The sequence below is a fragment of the Staphylococcus coagulans genome, assembly GCF_022557135.1.
Taxonomy (GTDB): domain Bacteria; phylum Bacillota; class Bacilli; order Staphylococcales; family Staphylococcaceae; genus Staphylococcus; species Staphylococcus coagulans.
The window spans coordinates 2,332,274-2,344,121 of the sequence record NZ_CP092966.1; the positions used below are offsets into that span (position 1 = coordinate 2,332,274).

At 37.0% G+C, this 11,848-nt stretch carries 9 protein-coding genes; 2 read left to right on the top strand and 7 right to left on the bottom strand.

All coding sequences use genetic code 11. The features are described from left to right. Positions 1 to 409 precede the first annotated feature (409 nt). Genes KM149_RS11205 through KM149_RS11220 form a run of 4 tightly spaced genes read right to left on the bottom strand, consistent with a single transcriptional unit; the run spans position 410 to position 4,889 of the window. Positions 410 to 2,872, bottom strand: a complete 2,463-nt coding sequence (locus KM149_RS11205; RefSeq protein WP_050346076.1) for an ATP-dependent Clp protease ATP-binding subunit — start codon at positions 2,870 to 2,872, stop codon at positions 410 to 412. Between the two features lie 17 nt (positions 2,873 to 2,889). Beyond that, positions 2,890 to 3,894, bottom strand: coding sequence for a protein arginine kinase (locus KM149_RS11210; protein WP_050346077.1), 1,005 nt, complete (start codon positions 3,892 to 3,894; stop codon positions 2,890 to 2,892). Continuing rightward, positions 3,884 to 4,414: a UvrB/UvrC motif-containing protein gene (locus KM149_RS11215; RefSeq protein ID WP_165546024.1), complete on the bottom strand. Its 531-nt coding sequence runs from the start codon at positions 4,412 to 4,414 to the stop codon at positions 3,884 to 3,886. Before KM149_RS11215 ends, KM149_RS11210 begins: the two co-directional genes overlap by 11 nt. Before the next feature lie 13 nt (positions 4,415 to 4,427). After that, a complete protein-coding gene (locus KM149_RS11220; protein ID WP_016424279.1) occupies positions 4,428 to 4,889 on the bottom strand; it encodes a CtsR family transcriptional regulator in 462 nt (153 codons plus the stop codon). 164 nt (positions 4,890 to 5,053) lie between these two features. Between KM149_RS11220 and KM149_RS11225 the strand changes: the two genes are divergently transcribed. Further along, complete coding sequence (locus KM149_RS11225) at positions 5,054 to 6,259, top strand: NupC/NupG family nucleoside CNT transporter (RefSeq protein ID WP_050331776.1); 1,206 nt, start codon at positions 5,054 to 5,056, stop codon at positions 6,257 to 6,259. Positions 6,260 to 6,432: 173 nt separating this feature from the next. Here the strand turns inward: KM149_RS11225 and pdxT are convergent, their stop codons facing one another. Beyond that, a complete protein-coding gene (gene pdxT, locus KM149_RS11230; protein ID WP_241415399.1) occupies positions 6,433 to 7,017 on the bottom strand; it encodes a pyridoxal 5'-phosphate synthase glutaminase subunit PdxT in 585 nt (194 codons plus the stop codon). Between the two features lies 1 nt (position 7,018). Next, a complete protein-coding gene (gene pdxS, locus KM149_RS11235; protein WP_016424274.1) occupies positions 7,019 to 7,906 on the bottom strand; it encodes a pyridoxal 5'-phosphate synthase lyase subunit PdxS in 888 nt (295 codons plus the stop codon). Positions 7,907 to 8,014: 108 nt separating this feature from the next. Between pdxS and pdxR the strand changes: the two genes are divergently transcribed. After that, on the top strand, positions 8,015 to 9,415 hold the full coding sequence (gene pdxR / locus KM149_RS11240) for a MocR-like pyridoxine biosynthesis transcription factor PdxR (protein WP_241415400.1): 1,401 nt from the start codon (positions 8,015 to 8,017) through the stop codon (positions 9,413 to 9,415). A 169-nt stretch (positions 9,416 to 9,584) separates the two neighbouring features. On the opposite strand, the gene KM149_RS11245 is transcribed toward pdxR, so the two are convergent. Further along, positions 9,585 to 11,513 carry an FUSC family protein gene (locus KM149_RS11245; protein ID WP_165546028.1) on the bottom strand — a complete coding sequence of 643 codons (1,929 nt, stop codon included), beginning with the start codon at positions 11,511 to 11,513 and terminating at the stop codon, positions 9,585 to 9,587. Between the last annotated feature and the right edge of the window lie 335 nt (positions 11,514 to 11,848).

Sequence of the window (11,848 nt, forward strand, 5' to 3'; positions counted from 1 at the left end):
GATAACATATCTATTTTATACTTGTTAAAGATTTAAGACAAATTTTGCGTAAGGCTGGTTGTACCTCACACTACAACCTATGAAATAAAGCGCAATCATTCAATGTTCATCGCAATTAACACCGTAACCATTGTCGATTTTAATACATATCTAAACTTTACTTGTGTGCCTGTTGCAAGCATTCGGATACTGGTCAACTTGAACAAAAACAAAGCTACTTAACAAAAGGATAACAATGCTAATGATTTTCTATTTTATATCTATCACTCTAATAAATACAACATAAAAGGAGACGACCTCTTATTTATCATAAGATTTAATCGTCTCCTTAAAAGCATGTGACTCAAAAGCAAATGGTTATGCACTCTTTTTTAATCACTTTAAATACGTCAGTTCTTTTCAGACATTTTTACGATGATGCTTCAGATGTTGTTGCTTGATCTGATTCTCGTTCAGAAATGTCGTATTGGAAAGATTCACCGTCAAAGTCAACAGTAACGTTTTTACCTTCTAATTCTTTACCTTCTAAGATTAACTCACTTAAGTTATCTTCAACTGTTTTTTGAATTGCGCGAATTAATGGACGTGCACCATATTCTGGATCATAACCTTCAGCGGCAATTTTATCTTTCGCTGCATCTGTAACACTCACATGAATGTTTTGTTCAGATAAGCGATCTGTTAATTTACCTACCATCATTGTTACGATTTCTTTCAATTCTTCTTTATTAAGTTTGTGGAATACAATGATGTCGTCAACACGGTTTAAGAACTCTGGACGGAACGCATTTTTCAATTCTTTCATCATTGTTTTTCGAATTGTTTCGTAGTCGTTACCTTCTGAATTGCCACCAAAGCCTGCAAATCGTTGGTCTTGCAATTCTTGTGCACCGACGTTAGAAGTCATAATAATGACTGTATTTCTGAAATCTACTCGGCGACCTTTCGTGTCAGTCAAGTGACCATCGTCTAACACTTGTAATAAGATGTTAAATACATCTGGGTGCGCTTTTTCAATTTCATCAAATAAAATAACTGAGTATGGTTTACGACGTACTTTTTCAGTTAATTGACCTCCGTCATCGTGACCTACATATCCAGGAGGGGCACCAACCAAACGACTCACTGCATGTTTTTCCATAAACTCACTCATGTCAACGCGAATCATCGCATCTTCTTCACCAAACATAGATTGCGCTAATGCACGCGCAAGTTCTGTTTTACCTACACCTGTTGGTCCTAGGAAAATAAAGCTACCAATTGGACGTTTAGGATCTTTTAAGCCTGCACGCGCACGACGAACGGCTTTAGAAATAGCAGCAACTGCGTCATCTTGACCAATTACACGTTGGTGTAATGTTTCTTCCAAGTTGAGTAATCGATCTGATTCTGTTTCGTTCAAACGTGTTAGTGGAATACCTGTCCAACCCGCAATAACTTCTGCAATATCTTCAGGGACAAGTGTTGTGTGTTGGCCACCTTGGTTATTTTTCCATTCATTTTTAGCTTCTTCGTACTGCGTTTCTAATTTTGTTTGCTTATCTCTTAGATTTGCAGCATTTTCGAATTCTTGTGCGTGGACTGCAGCATCTTTTTCTTTTTTCACTTGTTCAATTTGTACTTCAATCTCTTTTAAGCTTGTTGGTGTTGTATGGCTTTTTAAGCGTACTTTTGAACTAGCTTCATCAATTAAATCAATCGCTTTATCTGGTAAGAAACGATCTTGTACATAACGATTACTTAATTTTGCAGCAGCTTCAATCGCTTCGTCGGAAATGTTAATTCTGTGGTGTGCTTCATAACGATCACGTAAGCCTTTTAAAATTTCAATTGTATCCGTAACACTTGGTTCATCTACTTGTACTGGTTGGAAACGTCGTTCAAGTGCAGCATCTTTTTCGATGTGTTTACGGTACTCATCTAATGTTGTGGCACCAATACATTGTAGTTCACCACGTGCAAGGGCAGGTTTTAAAATATTTGAGGCGTCAATTGCACCTTCTGCACCACCCGCACCAATGAGTGTATGCAATTCGTCAATGAATAAAATGACATTGCCTGCTTGGTGAATTTCTTCCATTACTTTCTTAAGACGTTCTTCAAACTCACCACGGTATTTTGTACCTGCGACAACAGTTCCCATATCTAAAGACATGACACGTTTATCTTTTAATGTTTCTGGGACTTCATTGTTGACGATTGCTTGAGCAAGACCTTCCGCAATAGCAGTTTTACCTACCCCAGGTTCACCGATAAGAACAGGATTGTTTTTTGTACGTCGACTTAACACTTCAATCACACGTGTAATTTCAGCATTTCGGCCTACCACTGGATCTAACGTACCGTCTTTAGCAATAACTGTTAAATCTCTTGCTAATCCATCTAAAGTTGGTGTGTTGTTTGATTTAGCTGCTTGTGCACCTTTATTAGACATTTCTGGGCTACCTAACGCTTTAACAACTTGTGCACGTGCTTTAGTAATATTTAAATCTAAGTTTGCAAATACACGTGCAGCTACACCTTCGTTTTCACGGATTAAGCCAAGTAAAATGTGCTCTGTTCCTACAAAGTTGTGCTGTAATTTACGTGCTTCATCCATTGAAAGTTCAATGACCTTTTTAGCACGTGGTGTATAGTGTAACGCGCCCATTTGTTCTTGACCATGTCCAATCAATTTTTCTACTTCTGCAACAACTTTATCTTCTGTAATATCAAAACTTTCTAATACTTTTGCCGCAATACCTTCTGGTTCTTTCATTAAACCTAGTAGTAAGTGCTCTGTTCCAATATTAGAGTGATTTAAGCGAATTGCCTCTTCTTGTGCATGTGCTAAAACACGCTGCGCACGTTCTGTTAATCTTCCAAATAACATATGCCAACCTCCTAGTTTTATATATGCGTTCTTAAAATTTCTGCTCTTTTGGCTTCAATGGATTGTTCTTCTGCATCATCAATTAAAAATGGCGATTGAATCGCAATCATTAATTCATTAAATCGAAAGTCTTCCATTTCTAAAATGCCCAAATCAACACCTAATTTAATATCACTTAAACGATATGACGCTTCCTCTACCGAAATTAAACGACTATATTTTAATATACCCAATGAACGATAGATTCTATCAAGTGTCTCAGTATGATTGTGTTGATTTAAACGATCTCGTAATGCGAGTTCTTCATTAATAATTTGATGAACTAATTCTGTTAATGCATCAATAATTTCTTGTTCACTTTTACCAAGTGTTAATTGATTTGAAACTTGATAAACATGTCCATAAACTTGCGAACCTTCACCGTAAATGCCTCTAATCGTAAAACCAAATCGGTTAATCGTTTGTGCAATACGATTCATTCGCTTCATAATAGACAACCCTGGCAAGTGCAACATCACACTCGCACGCATACCTGTGCCAACATTCGTCGGACAAGTTGTCAAATAACCCAGTTGTTCATCATAACTGATATCGAGTGAAGCATCTAAGACGTCATCTATTTTAGAAGCTTTTTGATAAAGCGTATCTAATGATAAATCGTTACCCATTGCTTGAATACGTATATGGTCCTCTTCATTTACCATTACACTAATAGATTCATCTTCGTTCAACAATACAGCAGATGCGGGTTGCTTTGTCAGCTCTGGGCTAATTAAATGCTTAGCCACTAACTTATATTTACTTTGTTGATCTAATTCATCTAATCTTAAAACTTTCATATCCTTTAAAACATCTTGAACTTCATTAATCACACGATGTCCTTCCTCTTCAGACGGGAACATCAAAGGATGTACATGATTTTCAAGATTACGCGCTAACCGAATACGTGAAGACATAATCACAGGTTGTGATTGAACTTCTTGCATCCAATCACTCATGTGCTGATCAAGATTATTCGTCATCAGATTTGGACACCTCACTTTGTTGTTGGAGTGCTTGAATTTCATCTCGTACAATCGCCGCTTCTTCAAAAGCTTGTTTTGAAACAAGTGATTCAAGATGTGCACGTTTTTCTTCAAGTTGTTTTTTCAATGCCCGTTTTTGTTGCGACGACTGTGGACATTTTCCAGAATGTTCAATATGACCACCTTGGACACGTCTCACAATGTCATAAACATCTTCTTTGAAAGTTTGATAACAATCATGACAGCCGAACTTGCCGACATGCGCAATATCTTTTAATGTCATTTGACAAGTTGGACAGCGCTTTTCTTCTCGATAAACCACTTGATCGACACTCAAGCCGTGTTTAGCTGCCAAATGTTGTAAAATTTGTTTGATGACAAAAGTCCCTTCAACATCCTCTGCTTCTTGCCAATCATCGTCAGACTGTCCATAGATAGGTTGCTGTGACAATTTGACTTGCTGACGGTAAGGGATTGTCGCTTGATGTCGTTCAAGTTTGTATTTATCGGTATTCATAGCACATCATCCTTTAATAATAGTTAATAACCGGTAGTAGGCGTTTCAAAATATTTGCCCGGATAATATCTCTTGCGGCCACATCCATTTTCAATGTTTCCCTATCTACAATCGCTGCAATCATTTTGGCTTCTCTTTCAGTAATCAAGTTGTTTTCCAACAAACCATCTATGATATAAAGCGCTTGTTGCTGAGAAATGGCAGGTCCAATTAATTCCATCAGACGTTTAATATAATTCCCTTGATCTTTTGTTTCAACTTTTGTGATTCGAATATACCCGCCGCCACCACGTTTACTTTCTATTTCATAACCATGTTCATTCGTGAATCGTGTTTTGATGACATAATTCAACTGAGATGGTACGCAATCAAAACGCTGTGCAATGTTTGCGCGTTGAATTTCAACAACGTCATCTTGTGCTTCTTCAAATAACTTTTTAATGTACTGTTCTATGATGTCAGACATATTGTGCATCGTATCACCTCTTTTGACCATCTTTGACTATATTATAGAACCCACTTTGACCTTTTTCAACCAATTTGATTTTAAATTTATAAAATTGCTATGTTACTGCTTACATTTTTGGTGTATGATAGTTCTAGTGAAATTTAATTTTGAAAAGCAGAGGTGGAACTCACATGCATATTTTAATTGGGGTTGTTGGGATTGTTGTATTTTTAGCCCTAGCTTTTTTAGCAAGTTCTGATAAAAAGCACGTTCGTTGGCAATATATTGGCATCATGCTTGTTATCCAACTTGTTTTAGCATTTTTCTTACTTAAAACAAATATTGGGATTCAAATTGTCGGCGGTATTGCTACTGGGTTTGGTTATTTATTAAAACAAGCTGCAGTCGGTGTCGATTTTGTATTTGGTGGTTTAGCCAACAAAGGCGCATCGCCTTTCTTCTTTAATGTATTACTGCCAATTATTTTTATTTCCGCGTTGATTGGTATTTTGCAATACACAAAAATCTTACCATTAATTATTAACGTTCTTGGATTTTTAATTTCTAAAATTAACGGTATGGGTCGTTTAGAATCATATAATGCGGTAGCTTCTGCTATTTTAGGACAATCCGAAGTGTTCATTTCATTAAAAAAACAACTTCCTTATATTCCTAAACATCGCTTATATACATTAACCGCTTCAGCAATGTCTACAGTATCAGCATCAATTGTCGGTGCCTACTTTACACTTGTTGAACCTAAATATGTTGTAACCGCAGTGGTATTAAACTTATTCGGTGGTTTCATTATTGCCTCTATTATTAATCCATATAAAGTCAACGAAGAAGACGACAAATTATTGATTGAAGAAGAGAAAAAGCAACAATCTTTCTTTGAAATGTTGGGCGAATATATCTTAGATGGATTTAAAGTTGCTGTTATTGTAGGTGCGATGTTAATCGGTTATATCGCTTTAATCTCATTACTCAATGGTATCGTAGGCGGTATTATCAGTTTAGTTTCTGGTGGTCAATTGGATTGGAATTTCCAAACATTGATTGGTTTCATTTTCGCACCATTAGCATTTTTAACAGGTATTCCTTGGCATGATGCAGTTCATGCAGGTTCAATTATGGCTACAAAGCTTCTATCTAATGAATTTGTAGCAATGACTGAATTAGGAAAAGCAAACGGGCTTTCACCTCGTACACTAGGTGTTGTCTCTGTATTCTTAGTATCTTTTGCGAATTTCAGTTCGATCGGTATTATTTCCGGAGCCATTAAATCTTTAAATGATGAAAAAGGTGACATGGTTGCACGCTTTGGACTTAAATTATTATTTGGTGCTACATTAGTATCATTTGTGTCTGCAACAATCGCAGGTTTCTTCTTATAATTGAAATCGAATTTTTTATAAAAAGAAGCGCTAAGATGATTTATTAATAGAAAATCATCTTAGCGCTATTTATTTTGGGATTGATTTCCAGCTCAATCGCTTTGATATTTGATGTCCTTATCATCCTAGATTATCACTTGATGCATAACCATGAGATTGGATAAGGACAACTATCATTTAGCTTCGGTTCTTTGCGATGTGCTGTTCGGGATAACCTGTTCTATAAAATACTGTGTCATACTGTAATCATCTGTTAATTCTGGATGAAATGAGATTCCTAAGTATTGATTTTGACGAACTGCGATAATCTTATCTTCAACTCGACCTAAAATCTCTACATGTGGCGCTGCAGATTGGATATGAGGTGCTCTAATAAAGACACCCTCTACAGGTTGATTTATCCCTTTAATTTGAAGCTCTGATTCAAAACTGTCAACTTGACGACCAAATGAATTGCGTTCTACAGTAATATCCAATTTTTGTAAATAGCCTTCTTCGTCAACGATATCTTGCGCAAGCACAATCAAGCCTGCACAAGTGCCAAACATTGGCAATTGTGATTCGCGTAATGCTTCTTTAAAACCATAAAGTCCCATTAAGCGACGTAACGTTGTTGACTCACCACCAGGGATAATTAACCCTTCTATTTCTTCTAATTGTGCTACTTTTTTAATTGGCACGCCTTCATGCCCCGTAGCTTCAATATGTCGAATGTGCTCACGAACAGCACCTTGTAATGCAAGTACTCCGATTTTCATTTTACCAACCACGCTCTTGCATACGTTCTTCTAATGAAAGTTGATTAATATCTAATCCTTTCATTGCAGTACCTAATTTTTTAGCTAACTCGCCAATGAGTTTGTAGTCTTGATAATGTGTTGTCGCTTGTACAATAGCTTTAGCAAAAGTTTCTGGATCTTCTGATTTAAAGATACCTGAACCAACGAATACACCATCTGCACCTAATTCCATCATTAATGCGGCGTCTTGAGGTGTTGCGACACCACCAGCTGCAAAGTTTACAACCGGTAAGCGACCATGTGCTTTAATATCTTTTAAGATTTCATAAGGTGCACCTAAGTTTTTCGCTTCAGTCATTAATTCGTCATCACTCATCACTGTGATACGCGCCACTTCTTGATTAACTTGGCGCATATGACGTACCGCTTCAACGATATTTCCTGTACCTGGTTCGCCTTTAGTTCGAAGCATCGCAGCACCTTCGCCAATACGACGTGCAGCTTCTCCTAAGTTTCGGCATCCACATACAAATGGTACGGTATAATCACTTTTCTTTAAGTGGAAGACTTCATCAGCAGGTGTTAATACTTCTGATTCATCAATGTAGTCCACACCCATTGCTTCTAAAACCCTTGCTTCTGTAATATGGCCAATACGACATTTAGCCATGACTGGAATAGATACCGCATTCATTACTTCTTCTACTATAGAAGGATTACAAGCACGTGCGACACCACCAGCAGCACGAATATCTGATGGTACACGCTCAAGTGCCATGACTGCAACAGCACCAGCTTCTTCCGCAATTTTTGCTTGTTCAGCGTTAACCACGTCCATGATAACGCCACCTTTTTGCATTTCTGCCATACCGCGTTTAACACGCTCTGATCCGATTAATTTTGACATAGGTGATTGTCCTCCTTTTCATACGTTCACAAGTAGATTATACTAATAACTGAACTGGTTAAAGTGTCAGAATAACAAAAAATAAGCGGGTCAGATTGGAGTAATATGATGGAAATGTTAATGTTCGATATCCAGCAGTCACAAAATTCACCTATCTACATTCAACTATATGAAAATATTAAAAAAAGTATAATTAATGGGAGTATGCAAGAGGGTGAAAAATTGCCTTCAAAAAGACAACTCAGTCAGTACTTATCTGTAAGCCAAACGACTGTTGAGAATGCGTATGCACAACTTATAGATGAGGGCTATATTTATAGCAAACCTAAATCTGGGTTTTATATTAGTGCGATTGAGACGCTCCCCTTTATTAACGAAAGCCCTGCACCATCACCACAACGTTCCTTAACATCAGAACATAACCCTCAATATGCATTCAAATTAGGGATGGTGGATCAAACTCATTTTCCTTTTGAGCAATTTCGTAAATATGCGAAAGAAGCATTTGAGGAACCTCAATATCCGCTAGTTGAGATAGGTCATAGACAAGGTGACTATGCATTAAGACAACAAATTAGTCAGTATTTATTTCATAGCCGCGGGGTACAAGCGACACCCGAACAAGTGATTGTCGCTTCTTCAACTGAACAATTGTTGTCTATCATTACAGATCTATTACCATCCCATAGCCAATTCATGTTAGAAGACCCTATTTATCCTCAAGTCCATCAATTACTAAAGCGAAAGCATATTCCTTTTCGCTTTATTCCAGTAGAAAAAGATGGGATTGCAATTGAAACAATAAACCAAACTGAAGATAACATCGTATACATTACACCGAGTCATCAATTTCCGAGTGGGGTAACGATGCGTTTGAATAAACGGATGCAACTCCTAAAATGGGCACATCAAAGCAAAGATCGATTTATTATTGAAGATGACTACGATTCAGAATTTCGATATGAAGGTAAGCCCATTCCCGCACTTCAAGGTCTCGATCAATCAGGACGTGTCATTTATGTGAGTACTTTCTCAAAATCTATTTCACCATCCATTCGTATCGCCTACGCAGTTTTACCTGAAGCATTACTTCAACGTTATCATGCACTTCAAAATCTTGAAGGAGGGACTGTTCCGAGACATACACAATTTATGGTCACACGTTTTATGCAGACCAATCAATTTGAGCGTCATTTAAATCGGATGCGAAAAATTTACAGACAAAAGCGAGATAAAGTTTTAAACGCTTTAAAACAGTACCCCGAATTATTCACTATCAACGGTGAAAAAACAGGTATGCATTTTATTATTACCATCCAAAATGGTTGGGATAAAGCAACATGTATCCGTCAGCTTAAAGCAAATGATATCGATATCCATCCCCTTTCTGATTATTCATTCGACAAAGTAAAAGGGCCCCCTCGTTTTGTATTGGGATTTGGTGGGATTCCTATGGATAAAATTGAAGCACACACACAACAACTCATTGCTAGTTTTAATGCAGACTAAGACAGAGCTCAATGCTATCAATCACTGACAGATCTCTGATAATCAAATCAATGTAAGATAGGCCTCTATTGGCAAAAGGCTTTCAGTAAATCATCATAAAAAGGGATCACGTACACTAAATTGATTTTAGACACGCAATCCCTTTTTTCTATATGACTAAATAAATAGACTAATCTTTTAATAAATTTGGATTTCTATGATTTTGATAATCGTAAAGTTCAATATTTTGTAACTGCATCAATGAGCGACGTAACTGCGCATAGTACTCTAATTTAGGTAGATCTATCAATTGAGTTTGGTATCGCCCTTGCTCAAATAATTTAGCAACATTTTCAAAAGCAACTAAATACTGTCCCATAGCTTCGTTATTCAAGTATTTAGGCTTATCATCATATAAGGCTTGAATTAACTTAAAACTCATCTGTTCAAGTATAAACATTGCTGGATATAAATACTGTGTCCGCTTTCGATTAGATAGCAACTCGCCATAAGCAAAACGATACATGGTTTCCATATTATCGATATTGAGTTTTAGCCGTAGCCTTTCACGATAACGATTGTATGATGTCTCTTCACTTTTACTAGAAAATATAGTGTGAAACATTTGTGCTTCAATACGAGTCACATCGGCAATAATTTCGGGCAAGCGTTTGGAAGCAAGACGTCTTCCGATAATCATCACACCTATCACAGCGATTAAAATCCCTACTGTTGTATCTAATAATCTCGGCACCGCAATCATAATCGTTAAGTTACCTTGAGCAAGACCACTCAGTAAAATCACTTGAACTGTAATCGCAAACATCGCTAGAGCATAATTCGCACCAATCAACATCTCAGTTAACGCACCACTTAAACAGAGTAAAATGACTGCAATGATAAGGGGCGGATGAAACATTAAAATCATGACTGCAATCCCTACACCTACAATCGTTCCAAACCAACGTGCACCTGCGCGCTCAACACTGGCAATCGTCGTACCACCAAGTAAAACCGTATGGGCACTTAATGGAATCCAGTACGCCCTTTCAAAGTCAAAAATTAAAGCAATCAAAATGGCAATGCCTATAATGACTGAATATTTTACTGTAGAGATAAAATTCATTGACTCTGGCGTTAAATTATAACGTAATCTTTTCCAATACTGAGGCGATTGGATAGTCTCATTTTTAGAAATTGTAGCATCGGGGGCAGTTAAAATTTCATCAACTTTAAAAATCAATTCCACTAAATTTTCATACTCTGGTGAGACATCCACATGTTTTTTCCAAGTGTGATGGCTATGTGACGGAGCTAAAATTTGGTTCATCACAAACGTCACCATATCAGATATAATTTCAGGAATAGGCCGATGCCCCTTCGCATTGAGCTCTAATAACTCTGAGTAAATCCCTTCAGCAGCATGATGTAATAACGTCAAACGTTGAGAATCAATGGACTTGTTCTTTAGAAGTGAGCGCGATGTTTGAAGTATTTCAGAAGTAGAAATTAAAGTACGAACGACTGTCTTCGTTAAGTCATTAAACTTTACTTGATCATTGAAGTGGTCAATGAGCGACTGGATTTGCTTAAACTCTTGAGCAACTGCATCATACTCCGGCTGTTCTTTTCTCAGCTTAATCTCAATGTAAACAAACAAGAGAGCCATTAAACCCCCTACTCCTACCATAGCACCTCGAAACGCAAAAGCTTGTGGGTCATGAGGCATCACGCTCGATAAGCTATATGCAATAATAAAGAACGTAGATGAAGGACCGGGAATGTTAAGAGTACTGAAAATATAGTATGGCACTACCGCCACAATTAAAAGACAAATTCCAAATAATAAAGGCGTGCCTGAAGTTAATGTCCCTAACATCATTGCCACCGTCAGGCCTAAAGCCGAAAAAGTAACCGCCCGTAATCGGGAATTAAATGTCCCCTTAAAGACATAGATATTGGCAAACGTTCCAATTGTCGCAAGGAGTGTCGCTGAAAAGTTATTAAAAATCATCCCAAAACATAGTGGTAAAAACATTAACAGTCCTTGACGAAACGCCCGTTGAAAATCAATTTTATGACGATCTATATAGGTCACATTTTTTAAATAGTTCATCATCGAGGTGCTCCCCTCCCTTATATTTACCGTCTTACCTCTATATATATAAAAGAAAAATCGTCGAGCATACTTTGCTTATTTGATATTTAAGACGGTACAATCCAATCACTTTCAAATACTTTCTAATGATTTTCCTAAAATATTACAACTTCTACGATTGATGATCACGTCCCATATTGTAACATGACAGATTCCATGTTGGTGTCATCATTATCATTTTTATGGTAAACGCTGCAATATATGTAGAATCATTGTAGTAAGAGACTAATTGTTTTTATACTCGAAATAAAAAATAACGGTTAGTGACTATTTTACCAACCGTTAAAAACATATAA

What these genes read in the sequence shown, in the direction of transcription:
- KM149_RS11205 (WP_050346076.1), bottom strand. Translation starts at nt 2,872, where the DNA reads ATGTTATTTGGAAGATTAACAGAACGTGCGCAGCGTGTTTTAGCACAT.
- KM149_RS11210 (WP_050346077.1), bottom strand. Translation starts at nt 3,894, where the DNA reads ATGACGAATAATCTTGATCAGCACATGAGTGATTGGATGCAAGAAGTT.
- KM149_RS11215 (WP_165546024.1), bottom strand. Translation starts at nt 4,414, where the DNA reads ATGAATACCGATAAATACAAACTTGAACGACATCAAGCGACAATCCCT.
- KM149_RS11220 (WP_016424279.1), bottom strand. Translation starts at nt 4,889, where the DNA reads ATGCACAATATGTCTGACATCATAGAACAGTACATTAAAAAGTTATTT.
- KM149_RS11225 (WP_050331776.1), top strand. Translation starts at nt 5,054, where the DNA reads ATGCATATTTTAATTGGGGTTGTTGGGATTGTTGTATTTTTAGCCCTA.
- pdxT (WP_241415399.1), bottom strand. Translation starts at nt 7,017, where the DNA reads ATGAAAATCGGAGTACTTGCATTACAAGGTGCTGTTCGTGAGCACATT.
- pdxS (WP_016424274.1), bottom strand. Translation starts at nt 7,906, where the DNA reads ATGTCAAAATTAATCGGATCAGAGCGTGTTAAACGCGGTATGGCAGAA.
- pdxR (WP_241415400.1), top strand. Translation starts at nt 8,015, where the DNA reads ATGGAAATGTTAATGTTCGATATCCAGCAGTCACAAAATTCACCTATC.
- KM149_RS11245 (WP_165546028.1), bottom strand. Translation starts at nt 11,513, where the DNA reads ATGATGAACTATTTAAAAAATGTGACCTATATAGATCGTCATAAAATT.